At 49.4% G+C, this 17,195-nt stretch carries 12 protein-coding genes; all 12 read left to right on the top strand.

Features of this window, described 5'->3' with window-relative positions:
- Positions 1 to 2 precede the first annotated feature (2 nt).
- From tssE to tssM, 12 genes are read left to right on the top strand one after another with little or no spacing between them, the layout of a single operon-like run.
- A complete protein-coding gene (tssE, locus tag ACED36_RS02570) occupies positions 3 to 440 on the top strand; it encodes a type VI secretion system baseplate subunit TssE (protein WP_016958852.1) in 438 nt (145 codons plus the stop codon).
- The gene (gene tssF, locus ACED36_RS02565) at positions 441 to 2,207 is read left to right on the top strand and encodes a type VI secretion system baseplate subunit TssF (protein WP_026023904.1); all 1,767 of its coding nucleotides are present in this window, start codon (positions 441 to 443) and stop codon (positions 2,205 to 2,207) included. It begins immediately after the preceding gene.
- A complete protein-coding gene (gene tssG / locus ACED36_RS02560) occupies positions 2,171 to 3,214 on the top strand; it encodes a type VI secretion system baseplate subunit TssG (RefSeq protein ID WP_016958850.1) in 1,044 nt (347 codons plus the stop codon). Before tssF ends, tssG begins: the two co-directional genes overlap by 37 nt.
- Before the next feature lie 8 nt (positions 3,215 to 3,222).
- Positions 3,223 to 4,683 carry a type VI secretion system-associated FHA domain protein TagH gene (gene tagH / locus ACED36_RS02555; protein ID WP_016958849.1) on the top strand — a complete coding sequence of 487 codons (1,461 nt, stop codon included), beginning with the start codon at positions 3,223 to 3,225 and terminating at the stop codon, positions 4,681 to 4,683.
- 4 nt (positions 4,684 to 4,687) lie between these two features.
- Positions 4,688 to 5,155 (top strand): type VI secretion system lipoprotein TssJ, encoded by a 468-nt coding sequence (gene tssJ / locus ACED36_RS02550; protein WP_017003677.1) that lies wholly within the window; start codon positions 4,688 to 4,690, stop codon positions 5,153 to 5,155.
- Positions 5,156 to 5,157: 2 nt separating this feature from the next.
- Complete coding sequence (gene tssK, locus ACED36_RS02545; RefSeq protein WP_371732729.1) at positions 5,158 to 6,492, top strand: type VI secretion system baseplate subunit TssK; 1,335 nt, start codon at positions 5,158 to 5,160, stop codon at positions 6,490 to 6,492.
- Between the two features lie 18 nt (positions 6,493 to 6,510).
- Entirely contained in the window at positions 6,511 to 7,287 is a 777-nt protein-coding gene (gene icmH / locus ACED36_RS02540; protein ID WP_371732759.1) for a type IVB secretion system protein IcmH/DotU, read from the top strand.
- 11 nt (positions 7,288 to 7,298) lie between these two features.
- Positions 7,299 to 9,947, top strand: a complete 2,649-nt coding sequence (tssH, locus tag ACED36_RS02535; RefSeq protein ID WP_371732728.1) for a type VI secretion system ATPase TssH — start codon at positions 7,299 to 7,301, stop codon at positions 9,945 to 9,947.
- Positions 9,948 to 9,950: 3 nt separating this feature from the next.
- Entirely contained in the window at positions 9,951 to 11,501 is a 1,551-nt protein-coding gene (locus ACED36_RS02530; protein ID WP_371732727.1) for a sigma-54 interaction domain-containing protein, read from the top strand.
- The gene (vasI, locus tag ACED36_RS02525) at positions 11,477 to 12,205 is read left to right on the top strand and encodes a type VI secretion system-associated protein VasI (RefSeq protein ID WP_371732726.1); all 729 of its coding nucleotides are present in this window, start codon (positions 11,477 to 11,479) and stop codon (positions 12,203 to 12,205) included. The genes ACED36_RS02530 and vasI overlap by 25 nt, the downstream gene beginning before the upstream one ends.
- 9 nt (positions 12,206 to 12,214) lie before the next feature.
- Positions 12,215 to 13,630 (top strand): type VI secretion system protein TssA, encoded by a 1,416-nt coding sequence (gene tssA / locus ACED36_RS02520; RefSeq protein WP_016958842.1) that lies wholly within the window; start codon positions 12,215 to 12,217, stop codon positions 13,628 to 13,630.
- 19 nt (positions 13,631 to 13,649) lie between these two features.
- Complete coding sequence (gene tssM, locus ACED36_RS02515) at positions 13,650 to 17,195, top strand: type VI secretion system membrane subunit TssM (RefSeq protein ID WP_017003671.1); 3,546 nt, start codon at positions 13,650 to 13,652, stop codon at positions 17,193 to 17,195.

The raw sequence follows: 17,195 nt of genomic DNA, 5'->3' as shown, positions 1-17,195 counted from the left end.
CGATGGCCATCCCAGATGCAGATGACATCGCGTACGGCGTCAGCTTCTTCCAACGGCTAGAAGCTGATGCGCCGCAACGCTCTGTTACACAAGGCCCTGAAGCTGCCGACGTGCTCGAGTCGTTGAAACACAATGTTTCGAATCTGCTAAACGCGCGCATTGGGGAATCCCTCAGTGCGCCCGATTTAGGCCTGATTGATTTTAATGATGCATCGCTGAGTTCACACGATCTTGCGTTGCAAATACGGCGAGCGATTCGCCGGTGTATCGAAACGTATGAACCCCGTATCCAGAGCATGGACATCAATGTTCTACCAGATAACGGTTCACCGCTTAACTTGCGGTTTCAGATTAATGCGTCGGTCAATTTAGGTGCTATGCACCGTAATGTACAAATTGACCTGCTTTTGGATAGTAATCGAAAATACAGGGTAGTGTAGGTGTCAAGGAATCGATATTTCAGGGATGAGCTTGCTTTCCTCAGAGAGCAGGGACTCGAGTTTACCGAAGTGTATCCGCAGCTCGCCCGTTTTCTCAATAGTCGTAATACCGATCCCGATGTCGAGCGTTTGCTTGAGGGTTTTGCCTTCCTGACGGGAAGACTTCGCCAAAAGGTCGAAGACGAATTTCCGGAACTGACGCACTCCATTATCAATATGCTGTGGCCTAACTATTTGCGTCCGGTACCCAGCATTAGCATTGTTCAATTTTCTCCAGACGAAAAAGCCTTAACGTACGGCCAAACCATTGCGAAGGGAACGCAGTTAGATGCCAACCCTGTTTTTGGCACCGTTTGTCATTTTCGCACCTGTCGTGACGTGAGCATTTATCCACTTCGACGTAACAAAGTCAGCACTGTTCACACGCGTGAAGCGTCTTTGATCGACGTTGATATGAAAATTCTGGGCGATCAGAAGGCAGGACAAATAGGCCTGCAGTCTCTTCGTTTCTTTTTGGGCGGCGAAACTTACAGCGCTGAAATGCTGTACCTGTGGCTCAGTCACTATCTCGAAAAAGTGGAAGTGGTTGCCGGTGACAAAGTGGTTACCTTACCCAAAAGTGCGTTTAGGGCGGTTGGGTTTGATGGTGACGATGCCATTCTTCCGTACCCTAAAAATGTGTATGAAGGGTATCGAATTCTGCAGGAATACCTTTCATTTCCTGAAGCATTTCTCTTCTTTGACGTTAAAGATCTTGGGCGCTACGTACCCGCTGATGTGGAAAGACGTTTCACCCTGCGTTTTAGCTTTTCGAAAACGTTGCCGCCAGATGTGCGCGTGAAAGATGAAACGTTTGAGCTTAACTGTACCCCTGTCATTAACTTGTTCACTCATGATGCCGATCCGATTGATCTGAATGGGAAAAGTGCCGAATACAAAATCACGCCTTCAAGTCGTTACACGGCGCACTACGAAATTTTCAGCGTCGACACGGTGCAAGGGTGGCAAGAAAACAATATTGGTCGTATCCGCGGCCAAATCAGAAACTACACGCCTTTTGAGAGCTTCCAGCACGAGATCGAACGTGCACGTAATCGCAAGGCGCTCTATTACCGAGTACGAGTAAAAGACAGTATTCACAATGATGGTTTTGATCACCATATTTCGTTTGTCCGCAGCGACGAAACGGAATGCACAGATTTTAGCGAAGCCATTTCGTTGTCGTTGACCTGTACTAACCGACAACTCCCGATGGAGTTGGGTAAAGGCGATATTTGTGTGCCAACAGATTCGTCACCAGCCTATGCCAGTTTCAGCAATTTGACCGAACCAACCGCGCCAATGCGTCCGATGTTGGACGGCACATTGTTGTGGACATTGATTTCGAATCTGTCTTTGAACTACCTGTCCTTGCTGTCGAAAGATGCGCTGTCGTCTGTTTTACGCGCCTATGATTTTCGCGCCTTGGTGGACAGGCAAGCTGAGCGTGTTTCCCGTCATCGACTCGATGGCATTGTCGAGATCAATTCTGCGCCCGTTGAAAAACTCATTCGTGGGTTGCCCGTGCGCGGTCTTCGCTCCGAAATTACCTTGTCACAAGCGTGTTTTGGATCAGAAGGCGAGCTCTATATCTTTGGCACTGTGTTGAGCCGATTTTTCTCACTCTACGCCAGCATCAATTCATTTCACGAACTTGTCGTGATTAACGCAGATAACCAGGAAAGGTACACATGGGGACTACAGAACGGTCAACAGCCGCTGATCTAGCGACTTCCGTTGATCCCGATGTGCCTGACGGGATGGGGAGCGACAACGACGCAGGCATGCTGCCCAAAAATGTCCGTGGTTATAACTTTTATCAGTTGGTCGAGCTGCTGCATAACATCAGCGATCTTGACCCAGAAGACGAAGCATCAACATCAAGCAAACTGCTTTTTGGTGCAAACCCTGGGTTGGGTTTCGCAGCCAGTGATGTCACTGCACTTGATGCCGTAGCGGGGGATCGCTTGCGTCTCGAAACCACTTTTTTTGGCATGAGCGGCGCGCAGTCACCGCTCCCAGGATTCTTTCTTGAAGACATTCTGACAGAAAGCGAAGAGACCGGATTAAGAAAGCCTTTTTTGGACTTCTTTAACCACCGCTTACTCACACTGATCTATCAAATTTGGCGAAAGTACCGTTACTACATTCGCTTTCGTGAAGACGCGTCAGATGGCTTTTCGGCGCAGTTGTTTGCGTTAGTCGGATTGGCGGATGAGAACCTTCGCGGAGACACGCCGATCAACTGGTGCAAGATGCTCTCTTATGCCGGCGTATTGGCGGGAAGAAGCCGTTCACCGCAAGTGGTTTCTGGGATTATTTCCCACTGCTTTGATCTTGAAGATGTCTCGATTCGCCAATGGGAATTGCGCCATGTTGATATCCCAGAAGATCAAAAAATGCGCTTAGGGGCGGCGAATGCCTCCATCGGTGTGGATTCGGTCATTGGCAGTAAAGTCGGAGACAGAAGCGGGAAATTCGTTATTTGTATTAACGGCTTAACCCAAGCACGGTTTCGTGATTTTTTGCCATCAGGTAAAGAATATCTGCCGCTGATCACCTTAGTTGAATTTGTTTTGCGTGAGCAGATGGCATTCGACTTAGAACTCGGTATTAAGCCAGATGAAGCGCCACCCATGCAATTAAATCACGCCAAACCTGCATCACTGGGTTGGTCATCGTTTACGGGCGTGGCGGACAAGCCCCGCATTGTGCGTATCCAAATCAGGCAATAGAGGGACCTATGTCACAACAGTATTCCGACAGTGAAATTGAACGCCCAGAGCCCGCACAGCAGGCGACGTTGGTCGTGACCAATACGCAACATCTTGAAGCAGGTTTGTCGGCCACACACACGTTTTCACAAGCGGGCGGGTCGATGGGCGCAAGCCCTGCGGATGATTGGCACCTTCGAGACCGTGAAGGGCGGGTATTTTCACACCACGCGGAGATTGTCGAAACGGACGGCAAGTTGTGTCTGCTTGATGTGCGTGGTGCGAGCTACATGAATGGCGCAACCATACCTGTTGGCGCGGGAAAGTCGGCGCGTTTAAACGACAACGACATGGTGTTGATTGGTCCCTATCAAATACGTATTCACCTGACCAAAGCGGGTGAAGGTATCACCACGGGTCAGCATGGTTTGGAGAACGTGTTTCTTCATCAACATCGTGCCGAAGACATTGGCTCCGATGCCAAAGATACAGATGGCGACATGGGTGAAGATGACGTGGTTGACGATCCGCTTGCAGCGTTGGACGCCATACAGATAGCCAATGACGCTGGGATTGACCCTTTGAGCGATCAGAAAGAAAAGCCGACAGCGAATCAAGAACGTGAAGACTATTTGCTGGCGCGGGACACGGAATGGCATGGCAGCGAAAAGACCGTCCATGCCGACAGCGAATACGAAATGAGTTCAGCAATAACCCTGAAAAAGACTTTAACCAACGAGGATTCCCTTATGGATGACAAAACTCTTGAGCGCCTAGAACGAGAAGTCGGGCGAGACTACGCAAAGCAGGATGCTACCGACAACGTTTATAGCGAACAAGCGTTTACTGGTTATTCCAGCGGTGAATACGGTGAAGGTATATCACCGGATGACACCAACCACTTAGTGGTTGGCCCTCTGATGCGTGGCCTAGGCACGCAAGCAGGTAACACCAACAACATGGCAGAGATGCAAGCCTTGTCAGAAGAGCTTGGTGCATCGCTTCAATCTGCCATTCGTGGTTTGTTAGACCTGCATGGTCAAGTGCAAGAAAGCCGTTACGGCATGATGAGCAAAAACCTCCAGCCAATTGAAGATAACCCATTGCGTTTAGGGCTGTCTTATGAAGATACGGTGGACACCATGTTCGACCGCGATCGCAGCGCTGTGCATTTGTCTGCGCCGTCAGCTATCAGCGAAAGTTTAACCAATGTCGGCCACCACAACGAAGCGGTGCAGATTGCCACCGTTGAAGCGCTCGGCCAAATTCTGCGTGCATTTTCACCTGAAGTGCTTATGCGTCGATTTAACGCGTATCGCCGTCCTGGTCAAGTGACGCCCGAGTCTGCGGATGCGTATGCATGGAACATGTACAAGAGTTACTACAACGAACTGACCTCGGACAGGCAAAAAGGGTTCGAGAAGCTTTTTTGGGAAGTATTCGATCAAGCCTATGACCGCAAACTTCGAGAGAAGCAGCAGGAGGTCTAACGTGATGTTACGTCTGATTGCATGTCTGCTCCTATTGCAACTAGCTGGTTGCGCGGGATCAGATCTACCCCAAGATCAGCCCACCACAGTGACATACAGCTTGGTGGCGACTGGGAACGTAAACCCCAATATCAGTGGCGATGCAACGCCTGTAGAAGTGCAGGTGTTTGAGCTAGAAGATGACTCGATGTTTTTGTCGTCGGGTTATGAGCAGTTGGCTGATGAAGCTAAAACTGCGCTTAAAAGCAACTATATCGACCATCGAGACTACTCGCTGGTTCCGGGGCAATTTAAGTTCATCGATGAGTTTGAGATTGAGGAAGACACTCGCTACATATCAACCATGGTGCGGTTTTCCGACCCAGATGTCAGCGAATGGAAGAAAGTGATCAAAATCATCCCAGTAGGCAGGAAGTATCACTTGCTTATCTACATCGACAAGAACGAAGTCATACTCGATAAAGTGGAATAAAGATGTCAGCGAGAAACCGTGTTGTATGGAACGAAGGGCTGTTTATTAAGCCTCAGCATTTTCAGCAGCAACAACGCAATATTGAATATGTGCTGGACGAAAGGATTTCGGCGGTCAGTCGCTATCTTTACGGCATTTCGGAAATGACGTTAAACGCCGAATACTTAAGTTTTGGGCGCATCGCGTTAGACAGTGCATCAGGCATTATGCCCGATGGTACCGTGTTCCGAATTCCTCAAGAAGACATACAGCCAGAAGCGTTGGAAGTCGCCGACAGTTCATTGGCGAACCAGATTGTCTATTTGGCGATCCCACTGCGAAGCGATGCGATCACTGAAGTCTCGTGGCCGGAAGGTGCGGGCTCTGGGCGTTATGTGTCTACGAGCCAAGAAGTGCGAGATATCCACACCTATCAAGGCGACATGGCGCCGATTGATGTCAGCCCTGTCAGCCTGAGACTAATGCTTGAGAAAGAAGATCGCAGTGCGTATGCATCAATCGCTATCGCCCGGATTCTAGAAAAGCGACCCGATGGCAGCGTGTTGTTGGACGAGACTTTTCTTCCTTGCCATATCAATGTCAGTGGGGTTTCTGCGTTGCACCGTTTTATCGGTGAAATGGCAGGCCTAATGCGCGAACGGGCCAAGAACATTTCTCAACGTATCGGTGCACCTAGCCAAGGTGGTGTGGCAGACGTGTCTGACTTCATGTTGTTGCAATCACTTAACCGAATGCAACCGCAGCTTCAGCATCTTTCTCGTTTACGTAGCCTGCATCCAGAGCGTCTTTACGAAGCGTTATCATCCATGTGTGGTGAGTTGGCGACCTTTACGGACGAAAGCCGCATGGCGCCAGAGTTCGGCAGCTATCAGCATGATATGCCGGTGTCATCATTCCGTCCGGTCATGACCCGTTTACGCCAATCACTGAGCATTGTTCTCGAACCGAGAGCCGTGTCTATTCAGCTGCATCAGCGCAAATACGGCCTCATGGTTGCTCCGCTTCAAGATCCTTCGCTGGTTCGTGATGCCGACTTCATATTGGCAGTACGTGCACGCATGCCGATGGAAGAGCTTCGCAAGCTGTTTGTACAACAAACCAAGGTGGCCTCGGTGGAGAAAATCCGCGAGCTTATTTCGCTTCAACTGCCCGGCATTCCGATCTCGCCGTTGCCTGTTGCTCCGCGTCAATTGCCTTATCACGCCGGTTATACCTATTACCAATTGGACAAAACCAGCGCGGCTTGGGCCATGTTGAACAACGCTAGCGGATTCGCTTTCCATGTTGCAGGAAACTTCCCAGATATTGACCTGCAATTCTGGGCAATAAGGAGCTAAGTCATGGCTGAAATGTATATAGATACGCCTGATCGCGAACGCCATTACGACCATCTACTGTTCGATGAAGCGGCGAATATTGATGCCGATCAGGACTACTGGTTCAAACTGCGTGGCGACAATATCAACCCCTTGATTGATGCCGCTACGCCGTTGCTGGGTATGGCACTACGCGTGCGAAAATTGTCCGAATGCCACAACGTGGATGCTATCTACAAACAAGCAGTGGAAGAAGTTAAAGCCATCGAAGTGGAGCTCACGGAAAAGAATTATGACCATGCCGTGATCCTCGCGTATCGCTACGTACTTTGTTCTTTTGTCGACGAAGCCATCATGAGCACCCCTTGGGGGGCAGACAGTGTTTGGGCTGAACATTCTTTGCTGACCCGTTTTCATAACGAAACCTGGGGTGGCGAAAAAGTGTTCACCATTCTGTCTCGTTTGGAAAGTGAACCTGCGCGCTATAAGTCGCTTTTAGAGTTCATTTTCCTGTGCCTGACTTTGGGCTTTGAAGGGCGTTACAAAGTGATGGAAAAGGGCAGAGAAGAATACGAAAAAGTGATCACCAAACTGCACCAGCTACTGCGTCAATTGGATGATCAAGAACCGCTTTCACTGACCAGTGCCTCAGACAACGTGGTTTCAACCAAATATCGTTTAAGCAAACAAATGCCGGTTTGGACGATTTTCGCGGGCTTTGCCACGTTATTGGTCGTGGTATTTATCGGTTACTCGCTCGCACTGAACAGCAAAACGTCCGGCGTACTTGCACAACTTAGTCAACTTCTTCAATAACAGGTGAACCCGTGATTCGAATTGAACTTCACACGCTCATTGGCAAACTTAACCAGCAATCAAAATTGGCACTGGAGCAAGCGGGTGCGCTAAGCATTGAGCGACAGAACCCTGAAGTAACCACTGAGCATCTGCTATTTACCCTGCTGGAAAATCCGCTTTCTGATGTGCGCATTTTGTTGAAAAGTGCAGAGGTTGATCACACACACATTCGTCAGCTGACGGGTGATGCTTTGAGCCGTGAGATTGCTCCGGAAAACACGCCATCATTCTCGCCACTTTTAGTGGAATTGCTGCAAGACGCTTGGATGCTTGGTTCAACTGAAATGGGGCACACTGAGATTCGCTCGGGCATTATTTTTCTTGCCGCTTTGATGCGCCCAGATCGTTATTTGCCGTTCAATGTGATCCGTCAACTGGAATCGGTTAACCGCGAAACCGTGAAAAAGCACTTTGCACGTATTACCGAATCATCATCGGAAACAGCGGTGAAGACATCCTCAAAATCGGGTGGTGCACCCATTCCAGCCGAGGCTGAAACCGCATTAGCGCGTTTTTGTACCAACTTCTCTGCCATGGCAAAGCAAGGTGAACTTGACCCTGTGCTGTGTCGTGATGACGAAATCAATCTGATGATCGACATTCTTTGTCGCCGCAGAAAAAACAACCCGATCGTCGTGGGTGATGCAGGTGTGGGTAAAAGCGCCGTTGTTGAAGGGTTAGCGCAGCGTATCGTTGATGGCAATGTGCCTGAATCGCTACTCGGCATTGATCTCATGTCCTTGGATTTGGGTTTACTGCAAGCGGGTGCCTCTGTAAAAGGCGAGTTTGAAAAGCGCCTCAAAGCCATTATTGACGAGGTGAAAACCTCTCCTATCCCAATCATTTTGTTTATTGATGAAGCGCATACCTTGATTGGCGCAGGTGCACAGGAAGGAGGCGGTGATGCTGCCAACCTGCTAAAGCCTGCACTAGCGCGTGGTGAGCTGCGTACGGTCGCAGCGACCACATGGAAAGAGTACAAAAAATATTTCGAGAAAGACCCTGCACTGAGTCGTCGCTTCCAACTGGTGAAGCTTGATGAGCCAACCAGCGCACAAGCCGTGGACATTATGCGCGGTTTACATGGTGTGTATGAGAAAGCCCACAAAGTATTGATCAGTGATGATGCTTTGGTTGCTGCTGCGGAACTTTCGGATCGCTATGTGTCGGGTCGCCAACTACCAGACAAAGCCATTGATGTGCTGGATACCGCCTGTGCGCGTATCGCGATTAACTTAAGCTCTCCCCCGCGCCGTTTGGCTGAGCTCGAAACCAAGACGGTTCAGCGTCAGCGCCAAATTGACATGATCACTCGTGAGGCGCAATTAGGCTATGAAGTTGATAACGAACTCTTAGCTTCTTTGGAAGCCGATGAGGTGCGCGATCTTAAAGAGCAAGATAGCCTGAATGAAGCGTGGCAAACACAAAAGACGCTGGTGCATGAAATCATAGAAAAGCGTCAGCAAATTCTCGCGGTACCAGTGACGGTGCAAGATCAGGACGAAGCCTCAATAGAAGAAGCGGAAGTTGCACTGAGCGATGACGAAATTGAAGAAACTCGCACCTCGCTCAAAGCACTTTATCGTGAACTTGAGGCCATTCCGCACAATGAACGTTTGGTTCATCCACATGTTGACGCACAGCAAGTCGCAGAAGTCATCGGTGATTGGACGGGCGTACCTGTTGATCAAATGAATACCGATGAACTTAGCCGCATTACCCATCTTCCCGATCTGCTAGGCGCACAAATCAAAGGGCAAGATGTGGCGTTGAAATGTATTCATCGCCATTTGCTGACTGCGCGCGCAGATCTGCGTCGTCCAGGTCGCCCGAAAGGTGCGTTCTTGCTGGTGGGCCCGAGTGGTGTCGGTAAAACAGAAACCGTCGTGCAACTGGCAGAGCTTCTGTATGGCGGCAAACAGTTTCTTACCACAATCAACATGTCGGAATACCAAGAGAAACATACGGTGTCTCGACTAATCGGTTCACCTCCGGGTTATGTCGGGTATGGCGAAGGGGGCATCTTGACCGAAGCTATTCGTAAAATGCCGTATTCGATTGTGCTGTTGGATGAAGTGGAAAAAGCCCATCCAGAAGTGCTTAACCTTTTTTATCAAGCGTTTGATAAAGGCGAATTAGCCGATGGCGAAGGGCGCGTAATTGATTGTCAAAACGTCGTGTTCTTCCTGACTTCCAACTTGGGTTACCAGACCATTGTTGATTTTGCAGAACAACCCGAAGCGCTTGAACAGCAACTTTACCCAGAATTGGCTGCCTTCTTTAAACCGGCGTTGCTGGCGCGAATGGAAGTGGTGCCGTATCTGCCGCTGACTGGCGATACCTTACAAGCCATTATCAAAGGCAAGCTACAGCGTTTAGTGAAAGTCTTTGAGCAGCGCTATAAAGCAGAAACGGATATCGATGATGCCTTGATCGGCGAAATTCAGCGTCGTGCAACCCGCGCCGAAAATGGGGCGAGAATGCTTGAAGCCATCATTGAAGGCCAACTGCTGCCACCCGTTTCCTTAGCTTTACTTAATAAGCTTGCAGCCCGTGAGTCCGTTCAACGCGTTCGTTTAACCGCTGAAGACGGTGAATTCGTCAGCGAGGTGATCTAGACGATGGTTGATTGGCTTTCCATCGCAGCGTCCATTTCCACGATGCGGGAAAAAGGCCAGCTTACGGCCACTTTCTCGCAGCAGGTGGAGGCCGCGTTGGGTGTTTCACATGTATGGGTCATGTTTCCTTGTGAACAGGGAAGAAAGCTCTGTGTGCAAGAAAACGAAAGCCGTTATCAGTGGGAAGTGGATGATTTTTCGCATCCCTTCGCCCACGTCTTTCAATCTGCGTCTGCGATGCTGCTTGATCCGTCAAAGCTGAATTACTGGTTAGAAAACCGCACATTTGTCGATCTAATGTCGCACAGAAGTCGCGGGGAAAGTGTGTTGGTTATGCCGTTACCGCCTGGAGTGAAGCGCATTAACGCGCTGTTGGTCATGATGGGTCCTGCGACAATATTGAGCAGTTTGTTGGCCGATCCCCAATGGACGCGCATTTGTGAAATATTCATCAATCAATGCCAGATGATTACGGACCTTGGTGATGAGCATCGTCAAATCTATGCACTGAGTTCGTCGATTGCCGCCATTCGCCGTGATGAAAAACAGCGTGAGAGAGCCTTTGAACTGAAACGTGTCCTGATTGGCGAAAGTCAGCCGATGGAAGAAATGCGAAACAAGGTTGTGACCGCAGCACAATCGTCGCTGAACGTCCTTATTTGCGGTGAAACGGGAACAGGTAAAGAGCTAGTGGCTCGCGCCGTTCACGAGTTATCAGATCGCAAAGGCAAACCTTTCGTTGCTATCAATTGTGCCGCCATTCCAGAAAATTTGCTGGAAAGCGAGTTGTTTGGTCACCAAAAAGGCGCGTTCTCGGGCGCTGACCGTAACAAAACTGGCCTGATTGCTGATGCAGGCGGTGGCACGCTGTTTCTTGATGAAATTGGCGATATGCCGTTGACCTTGCAGGCAAAATTGCTGCGAGTTTTGGAGTCACGCAGCTATCGCCCAGTGGGTGGTTCCAAAGAAGTGGAGGTGGATTTTCGCCTTGTTGCTGCCACACACGTTGCGATGCAGCAGAAGACAGAAAACGACGAATTTCGTCGAGACCTATTCTATCGCCTCAATCAATTCCCTATTTTTGTCCCTGCGTTGGTTGAACGTAAAGACGATATTCCAGAGCTTTGTCGCCACTTTATTCATACCTATAACGAGATGGCGAATGTAGACATTGTGGGTATGCGTTATGCCGCGCTTGATCTGCTTAATCGTCATGACTTTCCCGGTAATGTGCGAGAGCTTCGTAATTTGGTGGAATATGCCTGCGCGATAACAGTGAACGGTGAAGAAATATCAGCCGATAGCTTTAGCGGGCGTGTATTTCAGCAACGTAGCCCAATGTTAGCCAGCAATGACGAAGTCGAAACGGACAGTTATATCGGCGTTGATATCACGAATATTGATGACCTTAAATTGGCGGTTCAACACTTTGAAATCAGTGTTATTCGCTCACGCCTCACTAGTTTTGATGGCGACCGAACCAAAGCCGCAGAAAGCCTTGGATTGCCAAAAAGGACCTTGGCCCATAAATGCTTGAAAATGGAGATAAGTTAACCATGCGTCGAGCCATTCACTTCCCCATGGGCTGCTTACTGCTCACTTGTTTGCTTTCACCGTTTTCGGTGTTAGCTAATGAGCACGACACGGGTGAACCTCAAGTCACGGATGTTCTTGAGCAGGCAAAAGTGTGTGTCGACATTGTTGGCCGGTTGGACCGGCTAGCTTGTTTTGACAATGTGTTTGATACCCCGTTGATGAAAGTGCCGGAAACAACGTTCAAAGCGTTGAAGCCTGAAGCGTGGCTACGAGCTACAGCCAGCGAGAGTCAGCGTGATGACGATAGCACTGGATTTGTCCTTCGCTATGTCAATTCAAAAGAACCGAAAGCGGGTATGTGGATGACAGCGACGGCTTTACCGGATCGCGGTCAAAAAACCGCTGATATGCCCATTTTGATGTTTAGTTGTATCGATAGCATCAGCCGTGTGGAATTAGTACTACCTGAAGTAACGGCGGCAGGAAAAGCCTTGGTAACGACATCGGCAAATTCTGGATTTACCCAGCGCTGGCTCAGCGATGACTCGGGGAGCATCATGCGAGCGGGTCGAGGCCTGCCTGCGATTGATGTCATGAAAGCGTTGATGTCAGGCCCTCGTGCTGTGGTGCGTTCTGATTTGGATGAAATTGGCAATTTGACGTTCGATACGGCTGAACTTAAAGAGACGATTGGCCCAATGCGTCAAACGTGTCGTTGGTAGGGAATGCTTATGGATATGCAAACGTATCGTCAGCGAGTGACGCAACCTATCCAGGGCGCAAACCCTGTTGGAGAGCGTCTGTTGGAAGACGCCTTGTTGGATTTTGTCGAAGGACAAATGATGAAAGTCGGTTCGTTATCCCATACGGAAGTGCAATGGGCAGAAGCGGAACAAAGTGCGTTCAAATTGATGGAAGGCACCACCAAGGATCTCAAGCTTTTGACGCATCTGTTGCAGTGTCTTCAGCATCAAGCGTCGCCGGAGCGTTTTACCTTGTCGATTTTCGTATTGGCGGATTTCATTAAAGGGTACTGGGATACTTGTCATCCGGCTCCTGGTCCTCGCGGCGTGCTGCCTCGCCGCAAGTTCTACTCGCAGATCATTCAACGCACAGAAAAATCGGCAGACAAAATTGATGCCTCGATGTTCGATGAAGATCAAAAAGTGCAACTCGCCAAAGCGCTCGCTGAACTTGAGGAAGCAGCCACAGAACATGATTTACCGACGGACGGTGTCAATGACATTGGTGCGGTGGTTAAACGCAAACTCACTAACAATGAGCGAGTAGTACAAGCTACGGCTAGTGCTTCTGAAGGGGCGAGTGCAACGACCTCTTCGTCAGCAACTGCCGCAAGTGCAGGCAAGTTAGAAATTGATGGCAGCTCCGATCGCGCAGTGAAGCAAACACTGCTCAAAGTGTCTGAATTCGTATCAGAACTGGATGGTGGTGGTATTGCGCTTTCGTTGCGATTACGCCGTTTCGCCGTGTGGTTTTCGATCACGTCAGTACCAGAAGCTGAAGCCAATGGGGAAACCCAATTGATGCCAGTATCACTCGATCGTATTTCAGAATATGAAGAGCAGCTAAATCGGGGGGCAGACCACGCGCTATGGCGCAAAGTGGAACAAAGTCTAACCGTGGCACCGTATTGGATTGACGGCCATTTTTTGAGTTATCGCATTGCGGTCAAGCTCGGTAACACCGAATGGGCAGACACCATTGCCAATGAAACCCGAGCCTTCATTCGTCGTCTTCCTCAGGTTACCGAACTGAGGTTTAAAGGCGGTGCGCCGTTTGTGAACGATGAAACTCGCCGCTGGCTCGATGAAGGTGAAACCTCAAGCACTGGCTCGGCAGGGACGTCTGATTGGGATGCGAAACGCAAAGAAGCCTTTACCTTAGCAGATGAAGGCGGCTTATCCGTCGCGCTTGCCATGCTCAACGATGGTTTGGCGGAATCGAACGAACCGAGAGATCAATTTTACTGGCGCATGCTATCTGCTGATGTCATGCGTCGTCATCAACTGTCTGCCATGGCAGAACAGCAGTATCAAATTTTGTTAGAACAGACGACCAGAACGTCGTTGGTTGACTGGGAGCCGTCATTGATTCAACGGCTCGAAAATATAGCGAAAGCACAATAAAATCAGGGATCGAAACATTATGTTCAGCAAGTTAAAATCGCTTCTACAGAAAATGCTGCCCGCTATGAAAGCGGGACTACCCATATTATTGGTGGCTATTTTTGTGTTGCTCAACGTTGCCATTTGGTGGGCTGGCCCATGGCTCACGATCAACGACTCTCAACCGCTTGCCTCGATCACTGCGCGTGCGATTACCAGTGTTATCTTCTCTCTAGCATGGCTTGCGCTTTGGGGATTCTTACAGTGGCGAAAACTGAAAGGCTACCACGCTGACCAAGCGCGCGAGCGTCAGCTCGAAGACGATCCGATTAAGCGTTTTGAAGAGCGTCAGGAATCGGAACTTAACCAAGTCATGACGTCGCTGCAAAAAAGCCTTAATAAGCGCAATTACCTTTATGCATTGCCATGGTATTTGGTGCTTGGCCCAGAGAACGCGGGCAAAACCAGCTTGATCAATCGCTCTGGACAGAACTTTGTGTTCTCGTCGGTCATGCGGGCTTCAGGTAAGAAAAGTGAAAATCCCTTTTCCTTTGATTGGTGGATTGGCGATGACTCAGTGCTTATTGACCCTGATGGCGAATTGCTCACGCAACGCGCCACCAGTAACGACGGTGAAGGTGAGCTTGAACGCCGCCTTTGGTTGCACTTTATCAAGTGGCTAGAAAAAACGCGCAGTCGCCGTCCTTTGAACGGTGTGGTGATTGCATTAGATGTAGCAAATCTTGCCACTTCTACCACCAGTGAGCGTCGCGCTTATGCCAACCTGCTGAGAACCCGTTTGCGCGAGCTGATGGAAACCTTGTCAACGCGTTTGCCTGTTTATGTGTCGCTAACCAAACTTGATTTGTTGCATGGTTTTGAACCGTTCTTCCGTCATTGCAGCAAGGCAGAACGCGAAGAAGTGTTGGGTTTTACCTTTACGCTCGATTCTGTCGATGACCTGGATAGCTGGCTCAATGAGTTCGACAAAGACTTTGGTGCCTTTGTCGAACGCATCAACGGCATGCTGCCGAGTATTTTGATGCAAACCTATGATGGTGAAGATCGCACCGCGATTTACAGCTTCAGCCGACAAATGGCTGGTATGCATGATGTATTGAAGCAATTTCTGCACGATGCGTTCGGCAGTGATCAATTCTCAACGTCTGCGCTAGTGCGCGGTGTGTATTTCACCTCGGTGTACCAACAGGGCGTACCGACGAATGCCTTTATTGATTCCGCATCGCGTCGATACGGCATTTCTCATGCTGTAAATAGCGCACAAAATGCCAATAATTCGACCACCTACTTTACGCAACGTTTGTTCAGTAAAGTGATTTACCCTGAAGCGGGATTAGCCTCAGATAACTTCCGTGTAGCAAAAACCAAACGTCGCGTGATGATGCTGTCTGTCGTTGCTTGCTCGATTGCTTCGGTGTTGCTGATTGGCTCATGGCATCAGTATTACCTGAAAAATGTAGAGCAGGCGGATGCGGTACTCACCAAGGTAAACGAATACGAGCACAACTATTCGTCTGACGTCGTGATTGATAACGGCGTCGATATTCTTGCGCCGCTTGATACCATTCGACAAGCCACGCTGGAATTCGGTTTCTTCCGTGATAAGCCGCAGCATTTCTCTGACCTGGGGTTATATCAAGGCCATGTGATTGGTCCTGAAGTAGAACGTACTTACCTGAGCCTTCTTGAGAACCGCTATTTGCCCGCCTTACTGAAAACAGCGGCGGCTGAAATTGCAGGCGCACAAGATGATGAGCAGATGCTGACGTCATTACGCGTGTTCCGCATGATGACAGATGATGACGGCCGTTATAAAAACATGGTGCAGAACTACTTTGCGGCAGAATGGCAAGAGCAGTATCCGGGCGATCGTCAAACCCAAGAACGCTTAATGCAGCACTTAGATTACGCCATGGAGCATACTGATCTGGAAGGCGATCGTAATGCGGGGCAAGAAGACGCAGAAGCGATTCTTTCGCCGTATGATGACCTAATTGCCAATACGCAGAGACAACTGAGTCGCATGCCGATTGAGCAGCGTGTTTATCGTAACCTTAAGCAAGCATCGACATCAGTACTCGGCGCACCCGTTGATCTGGCGACGGCTATCGGACCGGTGTTTGATGTGGTGTTTACTCAGCGTACAGAAGAGAGCCGCGATTTAGAAATTCCGCGCGTGTTGACCAAGAAAGGCTTCAACAGCTATTTCATTCCAGAATCAGATTCTGTGTCTGAACTTGCATTGGTTGATAGCTGGGTTCTAGGTCAAACCGAATCGATTGATTTCTCTGATGAAGACAAACGCGTGCTTCGTGAAAAGATTCGCAGCCAATATATCGCGGATTATTCCGATAGCTGGCGTCGTGCAATGAACGACATCGACATCAAATACTTCCCCGATATTCACAATGCCGTACTTGTGTTGGAAAGCATCACGGGCAACAACCAACCCTTGCATCGCCTGCTTGAAGAAATCACAGACAACACGGATTTGTTCCCACAGCTACCAGAAAACGATGCAGCACGTGATGAGCTGACTAAATCGCCGCGTTACCGTGTTGCCGCATTGGTTGATAACCAGTTTTCTGAGCTGAATGGTTTAGCGACTACAGAACCCGGTAAGCCTATTTACCTTGATGAAGTGGTGGACGCCGTTTCTCAATTGACCGCTTACATGAAATCTATCAACGATTCACCCGACGTGGGTAAAGCGGCGCTAGAAGCCACAAAAGCGCGTTTGACGTTGAATAGCTCTGATCCAATTTACGTGTTGGAGCGCATCTCGACAGGCATGCCACAGCCTTATGACACCATGCTGAAAAAACTGGCGGATGAGAGCTGGTATGTGATTCGTCAAGAAGCCATTCGTTACCTTGAAGTGCGCTGGGCAACAGATGTTTACAACGAATTTCGAACCAAGCTAGCGTCGCGTTATCCATTTAACCCCGCTTCAACCAAAGATGTGGCGCTGGAAGATTTTGAAGCCTTCTTTGCACCGAACGGAATCCTGACCGATTTCTATGAGAACAATCTGAAAATGTTCCTAGAAGATGCCGGTAATTTCGATACCGCAGAAGGTGAGAAAACGTTGATTCGTAACGACGTACTCAACCAGCTTGAGTCGGCACGTGATATTCAACAGGCCTTCTTTAATCGTAAAGGCGTGCTAGATGTTGAATTTACGCTCGAACCTGTAGAGCTGAGTGCCAACAAACGTCGCTCTGTGATTAACATTGACGGTCAGTATGTCGAATATAGCCATGGCCCGCGCAAGAATGTAGGGCTTATATGGCCGAATACCTTGCGTGAAGCAGCGGTGAGCAAAATCACCTTGGTGCCTGTTGCGGCTAACACGTCACCAAGAAGCATCAGTATTCGCGGCCCGTGGGCATTCTTCCGTTTGCTAGAGCAGGCCGAAGTGGTCGGTTCAACCGCAACCAGTGTCGATTATCGTTTCAATATCGACAGTGGTAACGTGATGTATAGGCTGCACTCAGAGGCGGACAGCAACCCGTTTACAGCGTCCATATTTAGAGGCTTTAAGCTCTCGCGTACTCTCTACTAA

It is taken from the genome of Enterovibrio sp. FF113 (assembly GCF_041439165.1).
GTDB lineage: Bacteria > Pseudomonadota > Gammaproteobacteria > Enterobacterales > Vibrionaceae > Enterovibrio > Enterovibrio norvegicus_A.
This window is presented reverse-complemented; position numbering and strand designations above follow the sequence as displayed.

Bases quoted from the DNA above. Each gene is read 5' to 3' on its own strand.
- tssA (WP_016958842.1), top strand. From the start codon at position 12,215: ATGGATATGCAAACGTATCGTCAGCGAGTGACGCAACCTATCCAGGGC.
- tssM (WP_017003671.1), top strand. From the start codon at position 13,650: ATGTTCAGCAAGTTAAAATCGCTTCTACAGAAAATGCTGCCCGCTATG.
- vasI (WP_371732726.1), top strand. From the start codon at position 11,477: ATGCTTGAAAATGGAGATAAGTTAACCATGCGTCGAGCCATTCACTTC.
- tssK (WP_371732729.1), top strand. From the start codon at position 5,158: ATGTCAGCGAGAAACCGTGTTGTATGGAACGAAGGGCTGTTTATTAAG.
- tagH (WP_016958849.1), top strand. From the start codon at position 3,223: ATGTCACAACAGTATTCCGACAGTGAAATTGAACGCCCAGAGCCCGCA.
- tssG (WP_016958850.1), top strand. From the start codon at position 2,171: ATGGGGACTACAGAACGGTCAACAGCCGCTGATCTAGCGACTTCCGTT.
- ACED36_RS02530 (WP_371732727.1), top strand. From the start codon at position 9,951: ATGGTTGATTGGCTTTCCATCGCAGCGTCCATTTCCACGATGCGGGAA.
- tssJ (WP_017003677.1), top strand. From the start codon at position 4,688: ATGTTACGTCTGATTGCATGTCTGCTCCTATTGCAACTAGCTGGTTGC.
- tssE (WP_016958852.1), top strand. From the start codon at position 3: ATGGCCATCCCAGATGCAGATGACATCGCGTACGGCGTCAGCTTCTTC.